We start from the raw sequence: 14,470 nt of genomic DNA on the forward strand, positions 1-14,470 counted from the left end.
AAGGGGGCCGAAGCCCCCCGCCGAACTGAAGACTGCGCGCGGCAGCCAGGGTTCAGTGATGACCCTTGGGACGCTCGCCGGCGAACACGTAGTGCGCGCTGCAATACGGGCACACCGCCTCGCCCGTCTTCAGGATGTCCAGGAACACGCGCGGGTGACGCGCCCACAAGGGCGCGCCAGGCGGCGGGCAGTGCAGGGGCAGGTCCTTGGCGCTGATGGCGACGGCCTGGGTCTTGTCGGTGTTTTCAACCATGACGCGAATCCTCGGGAACGGAGATCAGACGTAGGCGAGCCACTGGTCGTACTCGGGCGCGCGGCCGTTGACGACGTCGAAGAAGCGCGCCTGGATCTTCTCGGTGAGCGGGCCACGCCGGCCTTCGCCGATCTTGCGGTCGTCGAGCTCGCGGATCGGCGTGACCTCGGCAGCGGTGCCGGTGAAGAAGGCTTCGTCGGCGAGGTAGATGTCGTCGCGGGTCAGCCGCTTGGTGGTGACATCGAGGCCGAACTCACGCGCGATGGTGTGGATCGAGTCGCGGGTGATGCCGGTCAGCGCCGAGGCGATCTCGGGTTCGTAGATGCGGCCATCCTTGACGATGAAGAGGTTCTCGCCCGCGCCCTCGGCGACGAAGCCCTGGTTGTCGAGCAGCAGCGCCTCGTCGTAGCCCATGCGGGTGACCTCGAGGTTGGCGAGGATCGAGTTCGGGTAGGTGGCGGACAGCTTGGCGCGCGGCATCGTCGAGTTGACGTGGTGGCGGGTGTAGGAAGAGGTCTTGACGCGGATGCCTTTCTGCAAGCCTTCTTCGCCCAGGTAGGCGCCCCAGGGCCAGGCGGCGATGGCGACGTGCACCGTGGCGCCGATGGTCGAGATGCCCATCTTCTCCGAGCCGTAGAAGGCGATCGGGCGCAGGTAGCAGGATTCGAGCTTGTTGGCGCGCACGACCTCCTTCTGTGCCTCCATGAGTTCATCCTTGGAGTAGGGGATGTCCATCATGTAGATCTTGGCGGAGTTGATCAGGCGCTGGGTGTGCTCGGCCAGACGGAAGATCGCGGTGCCCTTGACGGTGTTGTAGGCGCGCACGCCCTCGAAGACGGCCAGGCCATAGTGCAGCGAGTGTGTGAGCACGTGCGTGGTCGCCTCGCGCCACGGAACGAGCTTGCCGTCTTGCCAGATGAAACCGTCGCGGTCAGCCATGGACATGATGAAGATCTCCGCCTCTAAGAGTGTTCGAGAATAGTCGTGAAGCCCCGGCGTCGCAGGTTGCGGGGGCAAAGCCGGTGAATTCTAGCGCAAAGCCGGCAGCGGAACGCACTTCGCGCCGGCGGCGGCGCGGCGGGCAGCGGCCCGCGTGCGCTGGGAGCGCTGCCGAACGCGGGTTAGAATGCGGCGCTGCATGCGCCGGGAGCCGAAATTGAAGGATCGCATCTGGAAACCCAACGTCACCGTCGCCGCCGTGATCGAGCGCGAGGGCCGCTTCCTGCTGGTCGAGGAGGAGACGCCCGAGGGCCTTCGCTTCAACCAGCCGGCGGGTCATCTTGAGGAGGGCGAGTCCCTGCTCGAGGCGACCGTGCGCGAGGCGCTCGAGGAGACCGCCTGTCACTTCGTTCCCGAGTACCTGGTCGGCATCTACCAATGGACGCGGCCGCAGGGCGACATCACCTATTTGCGCTTTGCCTATGGCGGCCGCGTGGAGGGCGAGGACGCCGGGCGCCGGCTCGACGAAGGCATCGTGCGCGCGGTGTGGATGACGCTCGACGAAGTGCGCGCGAGCGCCGATCGCCATCGCAGCCCGCTCATCCTGCAGTGCGTCGAGGACTGGCTGGCGGGCGTGCGCTATCCGCTGTCGCTGGTGCGGCACGCCTGAGGACGGCGATGTTCGCGGCGCTGCTGCCGGTGCTGTTGCCGGCGTTGCTGTTCGTGCCCACGCTGGCGCAGGCAACGGCACGGCCGGCGCTGGAGGCGCCCGGCGGCGCTGAGGTGAGCATCTGCCACAACTACGGCTGCCGCGAGGAGGCGGTCGTGACCTATCACCGCGCCACCCTGGCCCGGCTCGAGCGGCGGCTGGTGCGGGCGCGCAGCGCGGCCGAGGAGCGGGCGCAACTCGCCGAGGTGATCGGCCGCCTGTACCGCGTCGCCGGCACGCAGACCGCGGTGGGGGCAGACCGGCGTGGCAACCTGCTCGACGAGGAGGCCGATGGGCGCATGGACTGCATCGACCACTCGACCTCGACCACGCGTCTGCTGGCGCTGATCGAGTCGCGCGGCGCGCTGCGCTTTCACCGGGTGGTGGAGCCGGCGCGGCGCACGCGTTTCATCATGCAGCACTTCAGTGCGGTGATCGAGGTGCTGTCGGCCGACGAGCGGCTCGCCCGCCTGCCGCCCGGTCAGGCCCTGGCGGGCTGCAATTGCACCGAGGACGGTGCGGTGTTCGAGGTGCCGGACGGCGACGAGCGTCCGGGCGAACGTTATGTGGTCGACAGCTGGTTCGTCGACAATGGCGAGCCGGCAGTGGTGCTGCCGCTCGCGGAGTGGCTCAATGGAGGTGGACCGAATGTCCAGTAGGCAGGATGGGAAGCAGGACGGCAATGGCATGAAGGTGGTGGTCGGCATGTCCGGCGGGGTCGATTCTTCGGTGACGGCGCTGCTGTTGAAGCAGCAGGGTTATGACGTGACCGGGCTGTTCATGAAGAACTGGGAGGACGACGACGATTCCGAGTACTGCTCGAGCCGGCAGGACCTGGTCGACGTCGCCTCGGTGTGCGACGTGATCGGCATCGAACTCGAGGTGGTCAATTTCAGCAAGGAATACAAGGACCGCGTGTTCGCCGACTTCCTGCGCGAATACGAGGCCGGCCGCACGCCCAATCCGGACGTGCTGTGCAACTCCGAGATCAAGTTCCGCTGCTTCCTCGACCACGCCATGCAGCTGGGTGCCGAGCGCATCGCCACCGGCCACTACGCCCAGGTGCGCGCATGGACCAACGACGGTCGCACCGAATACCAGCTGCTGAAGGCCGAGGACGGCACCAAGGATCAGAGCTACTTTCTGTACCGCCTCGACCAGGCGCAACTGGCGAAGACCCTGTTCCCCCTCGGCGCGATGTACAAGCGTGAGGTGCGCAGGATTGCCGAGCAGGCCGGCCTGCACGTGGCGACCAAGAAGGACTCGACCGGCATCTGCTTCATCGGCGAGCGCCCGTTCCGCGAGTTCCTGATGCGCTACCTGCCGACCCAGCCGGGCGAGATCCGCGCCCTCGACGACGAGCGCGTGCTGGGCGAGCATCAGGGCCTGATGTACCACACCATCGGCCAGCGCAAGGGCCTGCACATCGGCGGCATCAAGGGCAACCAGGACGAGGCGGGCGAGCATGAGGCCTGGTACGTGGCGAAGAAGGACGTGAAGGCCAACGTGCTCTACGTCGTGCAGGGCCATGCGCACCCGGCGCTGCTGCGCGATCGCCTGGTCGCCGCCGATCTCAACTGGATCGCCGGCCGCGACCCGCACACCAACTGGGTCTACACCGCCAAGCCCCGCTACCGAACGCCCGACCAGCCGTGCGAGATCGACCGCATTGCCGACGGACGGGCCGAGATCGCATTCGCCCAGCCGCAATGGGCGATCACCCCGGGCCAGAGCGTGGTGGTCTACGAATCCAGGGTGTGCCTGGGCGGCGGCATCATCGTCTGAGGCTTCAGCGCCCGCCGACCAGGGCCAGCGACGGACGCGCCGCGGCCTGGGCGAGCGTGGCGTAGGTGTTGCAGCGTTCGATGTATTCGCGCGCGCTCTTGGGCATGGTGACGCGGGCGCGCGTGATGTCGGTGACGAGGTTGCGCCCCTGCAGGATCAGCCGCAGGCCGTCCGAGGCGAGCTGGTGCTCGATCTGGGTCGAGCTCGCCGACAGCGAGGGGGTGAGGGCTCCCAGGTGTTCGGAGGCGACGACGAAGCTCGCCCACACGTCGAAGATGTCCGGGTCGGTGCGCAGCGTCTCGCACTTGATCTTGGCGATGCGGGCGAACTCGAATACCACCGGTTCCACGCCCTGGAACAGCGGCGACCCGGAAAAGGTCGCGGCCATCACCGCCGCCAGGCGGTCGATCTCGCGCAGTGCCTGGGCGATCTTGATGTAGCGGCTCTCGTAGAAGGCTTCGACCGGGATCGAGAAGGCGCGGAAGGGCTCGCCCCACAGTTCGTCGATGCCTTCGTCGCCGCTGCGATGCAGCACCAGGCGGCCGAGCTTGAGCGCTTCCTGCAGGCACAGGCCGCACTCGCGCATCAGCGCATTGTCGGTATCGATCTCGATGCCCAGTTCCTGCAGCTCCACCAGCTTGGTGAAGATGTCGGTGGCACGATTGAACATCGCGCCGGCGAACATCGCGCCCTTGACGCGCTTGCGCTCGAGATCCTGTTCGGCCTCGTAGGCGCGGCGCGCGTCCTCGAGCCGTTTGCCGGGGATGTTGATGCCGTGCTCGACATGATTGAACAGGCGACGGGTCAGCGCCTGGATGAGCTGCTTCTTGGCCTGCAGCGAATCCGCCGGCGGTTCGTAGGCCTTGAGCCAGTAGCCGTCGTAGTGGATGCGCCGGATGCCGTCGATGATGGCGACGGTGCCGTCGGGGATGGACTCGTCCATGGCCTTGGCTGCTCGTTGTGCGGGTGACCAGAGGCTGCAGAATACGCCTGCGCTCAGGTCGTTCCAAGAGGTCGTCGCGCCGCCGACGCTGCGCGCAGGCGGCGCTCGCGGTGCAGGCGGCGCCATTTGTTGACGACCTTGACGCGCCAGAACAGCTGGGCGCCCCAGTAGGCGATGATCGAGCCGGTCACCGCCATGATGATCATGCCCACCAGCAGCGGCTGGCCAATGCCCATCACCCAGTTCCAGGCCTGGGCGAGCGAGTCGATCATGCGGATCGGCGCCTCGACATCTTCTGGCGTGAGATCGGCCGGCGTGCGCGCGCCGATCACGCCGGCGCCGAGACGGTAGGCGAAGTAATAGAGCGGACCGTAGGTGAGGGGGTTGCTGACCAGCGTGGACACCGCGGCGATCCACAGGTTGCCGCGCAGCACGAGCGAGGCGATCGCCGCCGCGGGAATCTGCGCGATCGGAATCATCAGCCCGAAAAAAACGCCCATCGCCACTCCGCGCGACACCGCCCGGCGGTTGATGTGCCACAGCAGCGGGTCATGGATGCGCGGTCCGAGCCAGCGCAACAGACGGCTCTGCGTGATGGCGTCGCGAGAGGGCAGAAAGCGTTCGAACATGTTCCGTTCCGGGCCGAAGTCGGCATCTTACGCATTGCGCGGGAAAGCACAAGCAAGGCCCGGATGCTGCACTTCGCCCTGTCATGCCAGCGCAATGGCGCCGAGATCTTGCCTGCTTCTGACCCTCGCTGCCGTGAGGAATTCACTCCCCCGTCGCGATTCGCCCCGGCCCGCCGCGGCAGGCCTGCTGCGCGCCCGCTGTCAGGCGAAATCGCTCGGAATGACGGCTCTCAGCACGGTCTGGCTCTCGTCCTCGCGCACGCGGTTGGTGAACCACCACAGTGCGCCCTTCTTGATCGTCCAGTCGGCTTCGGCACCCGACAGCAGCAGGGCGGCCAGCCTGCCCAGCGCGGGCTGGTGGCCCACCACCAGGGCGGCGCCGCTGGCGTCCGGCCAGCCGGTGGCGGCGAGCAGTTCCGGCACGTTGCCCTCCGGCCCCAGGCTGGGGACGATCTGGAAGCTGTCGGTGAAGGCGGTCGCGGTCTGGCGGGTGCGCAAGGTCGGGCTGACGAGCACCCTGAGCTGCTTGGGCCGGTGCTCCTCGAGCCAGCGCGCCATGCGGCGGGCCTGCTTGAGCCCGCGCGGGGTGAGCTCCCGGGTGTGGTCGGGGCTGCCGTCGACCGCTTCGGCGTGGCGCCAGAGCAAGAGGTCCATGTCTTCGTTCCGGATTGAGGAGGCAGGCATCATGGTGGGCGCATGTTGCAGGGGCATGACGTGGGAGCCGAGGGCGCGCGGCCCTACCAGGGCTTCTTGCCCCACAGCAGGGGCTCGCAGTCGTGCAGCACGCGTCGGCGCAGCCGCGCGTAGCGCGACGCATGCCAGCCCAGCACGAAGGCCGCGGCGGGGGCGAGCGCGGGCTTGTCCTGTACCCACTGCGCGAGTCGCGCCTGCGCGGTGTCCACGTCCTGCAGGAAGCCGAGCAGGGTCTGCGCGCGCACCATGCCCTCGAGATAGCGGCCGACCGCCTTGGGCGGGAACAGCGGCGCGAAGAACTCAATGCCGTAACGCAGTTGCTTGAAGCCGATGCGCAGGGCGTGCAGGCGGGTGGGGACGAGGGTGGCGGCGGCTTCGAACTGGCGCCGGGCGCGCTTGCGCAGGCGATCGAGGCGCAGGCGGGCGAAGGTGCGCAGGTCGGCGGCTTCGGCCAGGCTGCCGGTCGGCAGTTGCAGCAGCGCGGCGGTGAAGCCGAGCAGCAGCCGGCCCTGGGTCGCCATGTCGAGATTGTGCGTGGCGTGGCTGCGGGCCGCATCGCGCATCGCGTGCGCGGTCTGCAGCAAGGCCTCGAAGGCCGCCGCATCGGCCAGGCCCTCGGGGGTGACCGCATCGAGCAGTTCGGTGCAGAACACGTCGAGGTCGCGCGCATCGCCGAAGCGGGCGGCGTTCTCGCGCAGGCGCACGTTCCACTCGCCGACGAAGTCGGCGGGCAGGGCGGGGGCGAAGAACTTGAGCAGGGCGCGCAGGCGGCGCTGCGACACGCGCAACTGGTGGATGAAGTCGGGATGGATGCTGTCCGGGTCGGCATGGGCGAGCGCGGCCGCGGCGTTGGCCTGCCACTGGCGCACGCAGGACAGGGCGAGCGTGCGGAAGGCGTCGACCACGTTCTGGCCGGGCGTGATCGCGGAGGCCTCGGCGCGCGTCGCGCTCAGCGGGGTGCCGAGAAAGAGGCGGTAACCACGCTCGGCCTTGGAGATGTCGGCCGGCATCAGCGGCAGGTCCTGCGCCAGCGTGTTCGCGAGTTCGACCAGGTCCTGCGGCCGCCCGGCCTCGAGTTCGAGTTCGAGCTCGCAGATCGGTGTCCGCCGCAACTCGCCCGCCGGCGTGGTGACGATCACCTCGCCGGTGTCGATCATGAGCAGGATGCTCAGTCCGGGCCTGGGCGCGTGGCGCCGCGTCTCGCGGCGAAAGCGCGTGGTGAAGACCGGCACCAGTGCATCACGGTGGCGGTTGAGCAGCTTCGCCACCTCGGCGGCGTCGATGGCCGAGAAGTCGAACTGCTCGGCGTAGGCCTGCTCCCATTCCGGCCGCTGCGACAGGCCGCCGCTCGACACGGCGGCGCACTTCACCGTCTGCAGCGACAGCCGCCCCTGGCGGCGGATGCGCAGCGCAACCTTGCGCGCCTTCAGCGCCAGATCGGGGGTGTCGTAGTAGGTGTTGTCGAGGGTGACCGCATTGCCCAGCTTGTGTGCCGCAGCCACCAAGGGGTGACGGCGTAGCGCCGGCAGCGCACGCTGCGGCAGCGCAAGCTTGAGTTCGATTTCGTGGCTCATTGGGGTCGCCCCACGCCGGGGCGCATGTTGAAGGCAAGCGCATTCTAGTCCCCCGGTTAGGGCGCGTCATGCACGCTTTCATGACATGAAATATTTCAGCCCGCCGATCTCCGCCACGTCCTCGCCTACTCGTCGAACACCCTCTGCCACAGGGCCTGGACCGGCCTGCGCGCGGCGTCGACTTCGGCCGGGTCGACGCGCGAGGGGCGGTCGTTGAGGCGCTGGCGGTGCTGCAGCCGGCGCAGTTCGCGGTAGCTGTCGGCACAGGCGGCGGCGAGTTCGGCGGGAATGAGGCCGAGTTCGCCGGCGATGCGCAGCAGGGCGATGTTGCCGAGGTTGCCGGTGAGTGCGATGTGGTCATGGCTGTGGCCGAGCACGAGGAACTGGATCAGGAACTCGACGTCGATCAGGCCGCCGCTGTCGTGCTTGAGGTCGAACAGCTCGGCGCTCTTGCTGGCGTGGGCGTCGCGCATCTTGCGCCGCATCGCCAGCACCTCGGCGCGCAGGCGCTCGAGCTCGCGCGGCAGACGCAGCACCTCGCAGCGGATGCGCTCGAAGGCCTCGCCCAAGGCGCGGTCGCCGGCCGAGCAGCGGGCGCGCGTGAGCGCCTGGTGTTCCCACACCCAGGCCGACTCGAGCTGATACTTGCGGAAGGCCTCCAGCGAGGTGACGATCAGGCCCGACTCCCCGTTGGGGCGCAGGCGCAGGTCGGTGTCGAAGAGCTGGCCGGCGGCGGTCTGGCTCGACAGCCAGGTGTTGGTGCGCTGCGCGAGCCGAGTGTAGACCTCGGCAGCCTCGGGCGCGTCGTCGTCGAACAGGAACACGATGTCCAGGTCCGAGGCGTAGCCGAGCTCCTTGCCGCCGAGCTTGCCGTAGCTGATGACGGCGAACTTCGGGTCCTCGCGATGGCGGATCTTGATCCGCCGCCAGCACAGCGGCAGGGTGAGGTCGAGCATGATGTCGGCGAGCTCGGACAGGTGGTCGGCGAGCTTCTCCACCGTCAGCAGGCCGGCGAGATCCTGCGTGAGCAGGCGGAACACCTGGGCATGGTGTTGTTCGCGCATGACGTCCATCTGGCGCTCCATGTCGGGCTCCAGGGCTTCGAGCTCGGCGCCCAGGCTGGCGCGGAAGGCCTTCCAGTCGGGCGTGGTGTCGAGATTGCGGGCGTCGAGCATCTCGTCGAGCAGGATCGGGTGGCGGGTCAGGAACTGCGCGCCCCAGCGCGATGCGCTCATCAGGTCGGCGACGCGGCGCAGGGCCTGGGGGTATTGCTGCAGCAGGGCGAGATAGGCGCCGCGGCCGCCGATCGCCTCCATCAGGTCGAGACAGCGCGCCAGCGTGTCGTCGGCGTCCGGCGTGGTCGCCGCTGCCTCGATGACGCGCGGGATCAGCGCGTCGAAGCGGCTCTTGATGTTGTTCGGCATCTGGCGATAGCGCGGGCTGGCGTGGATCGAGGCGAGACGCTCGGCTGCGCGCGCCGGGTGGCGGTAGCCGAGTTCGCCCAGCACCGGCACCACGCTGTCGACGTCCTTCGCGTTGGCCCAGGTCGTGTCCAGGCTGTGGTCCACTTCAGAGGGGTCGCCGAAGACGGTGTCGAAGTGGCGGCTGACGACCGCGCGGTGGGCGTCGAGCGCGGCGAACAGCGCCGCCGGGGCGTCGAAGCCCATGGCCTGGGCGATCAACCCCTGGTCAGCGGGGTTTGCCGGTAGGTCGTGCGTCTGGGCGTCGTCGAGATACTGCAGGCGATGTTCCAGCCGGCGCAGGAAGTCGTAGGCCGCGCTCAGCTCCTTCACGGCCGCGCCAGACAGGATGCCGCGCTCGGCCAGCTGTGCCAGCACCTTCAGCGTCGGCCGAACCTGCAGCGCGCCGTCGCGGCCGCCGCGGATGAGCTGGAACACCTGAGCGATGAATTCGATCTCGCGGATGCCGCCCGGGCCGAGCTTGACGTTGTTCGCGCGGTCGCGCCGCGCCACCTCGCGGCGAATCTGCGCATGCAGGTCGCGCATCGCGTTGATGGCGCCGAAGTCGAGGTACTTACGGAACACGAAGGGGCGGGCGATGTTCTCGAGCTCGGTCCAGCGTTCGCCCAGCATCACCCGGGCCTTGATCCAGGCGTAGCGCTCCCATTCGCGGCCCTGGGTCACGAAGTAGTTCTCGAGCATGTCGAAGGAACACACCAGCGGGCCGGAGTCGCCGTTGGGCCGCAGCCGCATGTCGACGCGGAACACCTGGCCGTGCTCGGTCACCTCGGCCAGCGCCTGGATGAGCTGCTTGCCGAGGCGCTCGAAGAACTCGAAGTTGCTGATCACCTTCTTGCCGCCGGTGTCGCCGTCCTCCGGATACACGAAGATGAGATCGATGTCGGACGACACGTTGAGCTCGCGACCGCCGAGCTTGCCCATGCCGATCACGATCAGCTCCTGTTCCCAGCCGGTGGGCGACAGCGGTTGTCCATAGCGCTCGACCAGCGCCGCGCGCAGCACGTCGTGCGCGTGGCGCACGCTCAGTTCGGCGAGCAAGGTCATGGTCTCGGTGACCTCGCCGAGCGGCGCGCCGAGCGCCAGGTCGCGCACGATCAGGTGGCACAGCACCCAGGTGCGCAACTGCCGCAAGGCCGGGCGCAAGGCCGCGTCGGCACTGCCGGACAGGGCCTCGCGGGCGGCGATGAAGGCCTGCATGTCGGCATCGGACAGCGGGCGCTCGATGCTCCCCGCAAGCGCGCTGGCGAGCCAGGGCTGGCTGTCGAGCATGCGTGCCAGGTAGCGCGAGTAGCGCCGCGCCTCGGCGATGGCTGGCGCAAGCCCGGGGGGGGCGGCATGAGGCAGGGAGGACATGGCGAGGCTCCGGTGCGAGCAGGGTGTTCGTTGGTAGAATGCAGGCCGACTCGGCCAGGTCATGGACGGCAGCGCCGTGCGGACATTCTAGCCATGCTGCCCTTCGGCCGGCGCGCCGCAACCCCTCCTTCATGAACGAACCGCTGACCCAAGCCGAGCCTGCCACGTCGCATCGCGATGCCGAGCCACCCCCACGCGAGGCGCGCGGGCGGCTCGCCACGGTCGGCGCGTGGGTGCTGCGCGGGCTGTTGCTGAGCTGGCTGCTGGTCGGTGCTGGCGTCCTCGTGCTGCGCTACCTGCTGATGCCGGCAGTGGGCGATTTTCGCGCCCAGATCGAGGCTGCGGCCAGCGCCAGCCTTGGCCTGCCGGTGTCGGTTGGCACGATCGAGGGAGCTTGGTCCGGCTGGCGCCCGCGCCTGTGGCTCACCGCCCTGCGCATCGCCGACGCCGAGGGGCGTCCGGCGCTCTTGCTGCCGCAGGTCGACGCCACCGTGGCGTGGTCCTCGCTGCTGAAGGGCGAGCCGCACTTTCACCGTCTCGAGATCAGCGCTGCCGAACTCGAGCTGCGCCGCGACCCCGGCGGCGCGCTGTTCGTCGCCGGTCTGCCGGTGGCGGCGGGCAGCGGAGAGCCGGGCGGTGGTCTCGCCTGGCTGCTTGCCCAGCGCCAGATCGTGATCCACGGTGCCCGCCTGCGCTGGACCGACGAGGCGCGTGGCGCGCCGGAGCTCGCCCTCGACGACGTGGCCTTCCGTCTCGATCAGCGTGCCACGCCCGCCCGCTTCGCGCTCCAGGCCCAGCCGCCGGCGGCGCTGGCGTCGGCACTGGTGCTGCGCGGCGAGCTGCAGCGCTTCGATGCCGAGCGGCCCGCCGCCTCGGTCGGTCGGCTCTACCTCGAACTCGAGCGTGCCGACCTTGGTGCGTGGCAGCCCTGGGTCGATTACGCGCTGCCGCTGAGTGGTCAGGGTGGGGTGCGCGCCTGGCTCGACAGCGAGGGCGACGCGCTCGCGCTCACCCTCGACGTGGCCCTCGACGGGGTGCGCACACGGCTCGCCGCCGATCTGCCCGAGCTTGCGGTGAGCCGCCTCGACGGTCGCCTGGTGCTCACCCGCGACCCGCGCCGCACGCGACTCGGCGCACGCCAGCTCGCACTGCACACCGATGCGGGGCTGCGTGTCGCCCCCACCGATGTCGAACTTGAGCTGCAGCATGCAGCCGATGGTGCGCTGGCCGGTGGCCGCCTGGCCGCCAGCCGGCTCGACTTCGCCGTGCTCGCCGCGCTCTCGGCACACCTTCCGATCGATGCGCTGGTGCGTGAGCGGCTGGCCGCGTTTGCGCCGCAGGGCAGCGTCGAGGCGCTGGCACTGAGCTGGGACGGCGATGTCGCCGCCCCGCGGGCGTGGACGCTGAGCGCGCGCTATGCGGATCTCGGCCTGCTTGCGCGCGAGGGGCTGCCCGGCCTGGGCGGCCTGTCAGGCACCATCGACGGCAACGAGCGCAGCGGACGCTTCCGCATTGACGGTCGCGGCGCGCATATCGACCTGCCCGCGGTGTTCGAGTCGGGGCGGCTCGATTTCGACCGGCTGCAGGCCGAGGGCGGCTGGCAGCGGCGCGACGGGCGGCTCGAGATCGCGCTCGATGCGGCCGAGTTCGACAATGTCGACGCGGCCGGCAACGCGTCCGGCCGCTACTGGCCGCAGGACGGCGAGATCGACCTGCAGGCCCGATTGAGCCGTGCCGAGGGGACGGCCGTGTGGCGTTACCTGCCGCGCACGGTGAACCAGAACACGCACGACTGGGTGCGGCGGGGCATTCGTGCCGCCGCAGTGCCCGATGCCCGCCTGCGCTTGCGCGGACGACTCGCGGATTTCCCGTACCGGGCGGGCGAGGGGCAGTTTCTGGTCACCGTGCGGGTTGCCGACGCCGTCGTCGATTATGCGCCCGACTGGCCGCCCATCGAGGGGCTGTTCGGCGAGCTGCGCTTCGAGGGGCCGGGCATGCGCATTAGCGCCGACCGGGCCCGCATCCTCGGCGTGGACCTGGCCGAGGTGGTGGCCGACGTGCCCGAGCTGGACCAGCGCCCGAGCGAGATCATGACCATCAGCGGGCGGGCGCTCGGGCCGACGGCCGAGTTCCTGCGCTTCGTGTCCGCCAGTCCGGTGTCGCGCCGGATCGGCGGCTTCACCGACACGATGCGCGCCGAGGGGCGGGGCGAGCTTGGGCTGAAGCTGGTGATGCCCTTGCGCAACGTGGTCGATACCACGGTGGAGGGCGAGTTTCGCTTTGCCGGCAATCGCCTCGAACTGGCAGAGGGGCTGCCCGCGCTCGAGCGTGCTGGCGGGCGGGTGCGCTTTACCGCCGACACGCTGACCATCCCCGAGGCGCGGGCGCAGCTCTTGGGCCATCCGCTGCGAGTGCTCGCGCGCAGCGGCAGCGATGGCGGCGTGCGCTTCGAGGCCAGCGGCAAGGCCGACATGACGGCGCTGCGTGCGTCCTATGGCACGCCCTTGCTCGACGGCCTGTCGGGGGCGACGGACTGGAGCGCCGCCGTGGTGGTGGGCAAGGCCGGCACCCGGGTGGAGCTGAACGCGGACCTGACGGGGGTCGCATCCAGCCTGCCCGCACCGCTGAACAAGCCGAGCGCCGAGAGCTGGCCGCTGCAGCTCGTCGTCGACCATCCGGCAGGGCAGCCGCGCAGCGCGATCACACTGCAGATAGCCCGCCTGGCGCGTGCCGAACTGACGCGCACCGGGGCCGACTGGCACCAGCTGAGCGGCGGCGTGGCGCTCGGGCGGGCGACCGCCGACGCGGTGCCGCGCGCCGAGCAGGGCGTGCGGGTGGCGGCGGTGCTCGACCGCCTCGATGTCGACGCCTGGCGGCGGGTGTTCGACAGCGAGGCCGGCGCCGAGCCTGTGGGCGAGGTGGCTGCCGCGGTGACCGACGGCGGGGTCGACCTGCCGCTTGCGGGTATCACGCTGGCCGCGGACGAACTGAACGCCTTCGGCCAGCGCCTGCGCGCGGTGGACCTTCGTGCCGAGCGCGACGCAGGTGGCTGGACGGCGCGGATCGACAGCGACCTCACCGCGGGCGATCTGGATTGGCGCAGCGCCGGAAGCGGCACCCTGGCGGCGCGTCTGCGCCACTTGCGCATTGTCGGAGACGGTGGCGAGGGCCAGGCGGCGGCTGAGGGAATGGGGGCCAGCGCGGAGGGGACCGATTCGCCGATCGAGGACACGCCGCCCCGGCAGCTGCCGGCGCTCGACGTGGTGGCCGAGCGGTTCGAGTTGCGCGGCCTCGACCTCGGCCGGCTCGAGGTGTTTGCGCGCAACCGCGGCGGCGTGTGGCAGCTCGAGCGTCTTGCCCTCGTCAATGCCGACGGCCGGCTCGCCGGCAGCGGCCAATGGCAGGCCGAGGGCCGCCAGCGTACGCGCATGGAGTTCAGCTTCGAGACGCCCGATGTCGGCCACTTCTCGCGCCGCGTCGGCTATCCCGACGTCGTGCGCGGCGGCCGCGCCAGCCTGAGCGGGGAGCTCGGCTGGCAGGGCGCGCCGACGCGCATCGACTACCGGACGCTGGCCGGCGCGCTGCGCCTGGACGCCGGCGCCGGCCAGTTCAACAAGCTCGAGCCCGGCGTCGGCCGCCTGCTCGGCATTCTCAGCCTGCAGGCGCTGCCGCGCCGCATCACGCTGGACTTCCGCGACGTGTTTTCCGAAGGATTCGCCTTCGATCGCATTTCCGGTAGCATCGAGCTCGCCGCCGGCGTGATGCGTACCGGCGACCTCGAGATCCGTGGCCCGGCGGCGCGGGTGACGATGAGCGGAACGGCGGACCTTGTCGGCGAAACCCAGGATCTGCGTGTCTTCGTGCAGCCGACGCTGTCCGAGTCGATTGCGATCGGGGCCGCCGCGGGCCTGCTCAACCCGGCAGTGGGCGTCGTGACCTATCTCGCCCAGAAGATGCTCAGCGACCCGATCGAGAAGCTCTTCGCCTTCGAGTACGCCATCACCGGCAGTTGGGCCGACCCCCAGGTCGCCAAGCTCGGCCGGGCTGAACTGGCGCCCGCCGACTGATCGGGCTCGGCACGATTCACCCCTATCTCGCCACAGACCCAGCT

General features: G+C 69.8%; 11 protein-coding genes. 4 read left to right on the forward strand and 7 right to left on the reverse strand.

Annotated elements, in window-relative coordinates; genetic code table 11:
* Positions 1–52 precede the first annotated feature (52 nt).
* Positions 53–253, reverse strand: a complete 201-nt coding sequence (locus tag ACMV5O_RS08220; protein WP_002924602.1) for a zinc-finger domain-containing protein — start codon at positions 251–253, stop codon at positions 53–55.
* A gap of 24 nt (positions 254–277) precedes the next feature.
* Complete coding sequence (locus ACMV5O_RS08225) at positions 278–1,198, reverse strand: branched-chain amino acid transaminase (protein WP_416163007.1); 921 nt, start codon at positions 1,196–1,198, stop codon at positions 278–280.
* A gap of 211 nt (positions 1,199–1,409) precedes the next feature.
* Here ACMV5O_RS08225 and ACMV5O_RS08230 point away from each other — a divergent pair, with 211 nt between their 5' ends.
* Genes ACMV5O_RS08230 through mnmA form a run of 3 tightly spaced genes read left to right on the forward strand, consistent with a single transcriptional unit; the run spans position 1,410 to position 3,686 of the window.
* A complete protein-coding gene (locus ACMV5O_RS08230; protein WP_416163008.1) occupies positions 1,410–1,862 on the forward strand; it encodes an NUDIX hydrolase in 453 nt (150 codons plus the stop codon).
* An 8-nt stretch (positions 1,863–1,870) separates the two neighbouring features.
* Positions 1,871–2,560 (forward strand): hypothetical protein, encoded by a 690-nt coding sequence (locus tag ACMV5O_RS08235; protein WP_416163009.1) that lies wholly within the window; start codon positions 1,871–1,873, stop codon positions 2,558–2,560.
* 28 nt (positions 2,561–2,588) lie between these two features.
* Positions 2,589–3,686, forward strand: a complete 1,098-nt coding sequence (gene mnmA / locus ACMV5O_RS08240; RefSeq protein WP_416163100.1) for a tRNA 2-thiouridine(34) synthase MnmA — start codon at positions 2,589–2,591, stop codon at positions 3,684–3,686.
* Positions 3,687–3,690: 4 nt separating this feature from the next.
* Here mnmA and ACMV5O_RS08245 read toward each other — a convergent pair whose 3' ends face one another.
* The 5 genes from ACMV5O_RS08245 to glnE form a co-directional block, all read right to left on the reverse strand.
* Entirely contained in the window at positions 3,691–4,629 is a 939-nt protein-coding gene (locus tag ACMV5O_RS08245; RefSeq protein ID WP_416163010.1) for a hypothetical protein, read from the reverse strand.
* Positions 4,630–4,682: 53 nt separating this feature from the next.
* On the reverse strand, positions 4,683–5,258 hold the full coding sequence (locus ACMV5O_RS08250; protein ID WP_416163011.1) for a DUF2062 domain-containing protein: 576 nt from the start codon (positions 5,256–5,258) through the stop codon (positions 4,683–4,685).
* A gap of 201 nt (positions 5,259–5,459) precedes the next feature.
* Positions 5,460–5,912, reverse strand: a complete 453-nt coding sequence (sixA, locus tag ACMV5O_RS08255) for a phosphohistidine phosphatase SixA (protein WP_416163012.1) — start codon at positions 5,910–5,912, stop codon at positions 5,460–5,462.
* An 83-nt stretch (positions 5,913–5,995) separates the two neighbouring features.
* Complete coding sequence (locus ACMV5O_RS08260; RefSeq protein ID WP_416163013.1) at positions 5,996–7,525, reverse strand: CHAD domain-containing protein; 1,530 nt, start codon at positions 7,523–7,525, stop codon at positions 5,996–5,998.
* A 125-nt stretch (positions 7,526–7,650) separates the two neighbouring features.
* Positions 7,651–10,359 carry a bifunctional [glutamate--ammonia ligase]-adenylyl-L-tyrosine phosphorylase/[glutamate--ammonia-ligase] adenylyltransferase gene (gene glnE, locus ACMV5O_RS08265; protein WP_416163014.1) on the reverse strand — a complete coding sequence of 903 codons (2,709 nt, stop codon included), beginning with the start codon at positions 10,357–10,359 and terminating at the stop codon, positions 7,651–7,653.
* Between the two features lie 131 nt (positions 10,360–10,490).
* On the opposite strand from glnE, the gene ACMV5O_RS08270 reads away from it, so the two are divergent.
* Positions 10,491–14,426 carry a YhdP family protein gene (locus ACMV5O_RS08270; protein ID WP_416163015.1) on the forward strand — a complete coding sequence of 1,312 codons (3,936 nt, stop codon included), beginning with the start codon at positions 10,491–10,493 and terminating at the stop codon, positions 14,424–14,426.
* The last annotated feature ends 44 nt before the right edge of the window (positions 14,427–14,470 follow it).

Source organism: Thauera sp. WH-1, from assembly GCF_047806685.1.
Lineage (GTDB): Bacteria > Pseudomonadota > Gammaproteobacteria > Burkholderiales > Rhodocyclaceae > Thauera.

What these genes read in the sequence shown, in the direction of transcription:
- ACMV5O_RS08220 (WP_002924602.1), bottom strand. Translation starts at nt 253, where the DNA reads ATGGTTGAAAACACCGACAAGACCCAGGCCGTCGCCATCAGCGCCAAG.
- ACMV5O_RS08225 (WP_416163007.1), bottom strand. Translation starts at nt 1,198, where the DNA reads ATGTCCATGGCTGACCGCGACGGTTTCATCTGGCAAGACGGCAAGCTC.
- ACMV5O_RS08235 (WP_416163009.1), top strand. Translation starts at nt 1,871, where the DNA reads ATGTTCGCGGCGCTGCTGCCGGTGCTGTTGCCGGCGTTGCTGTTCGTG.
- mnmA (WP_416163100.1), top strand. Translation starts at nt 2,589, where the DNA reads ATGAAGGTGGTGGTCGGCATGTCCGGCGGGGTCGATTCTTCGGTGACG.
- ACMV5O_RS08245 (WP_416163010.1), bottom strand. Translation starts at nt 4,629, where the DNA reads ATGGACGAGTCCATCCCCGACGGCACCGTCGCCATCATCGACGGCATC.
- ACMV5O_RS08250 (WP_416163011.1), bottom strand. Translation starts at nt 5,258, where the DNA reads ATGTTCGAACGCTTTCTGCCCTCTCGCGACGCCATCACGCAGAGCCGT.
- sixA (WP_416163012.1), bottom strand. Translation starts at nt 5,912, where the DNA reads ATGGACCTCTTGCTCTGGCGCCACGCCGAAGCGGTCGACGGCAGCCCC.
- ACMV5O_RS08260 (WP_416163013.1), bottom strand. Translation starts at nt 7,525, where the DNA reads ATGAGCCACGAAATCGAACTCAAGCTTGCGCTGCCGCAGCGTGCGCTG.
- glnE (WP_416163014.1), bottom strand. Translation starts at nt 10,359, where the DNA reads ATGTCCTCCCTGCCTCATGCCGCCCCCCCCGGGCTTGCGCCAGCCATC.
- ACMV5O_RS08270 (WP_416163015.1), top strand. Translation starts at nt 10,491, where the DNA reads ATGAACGAACCGCTGACCCAAGCCGAGCCTGCCACGTCGCATCGCGAT.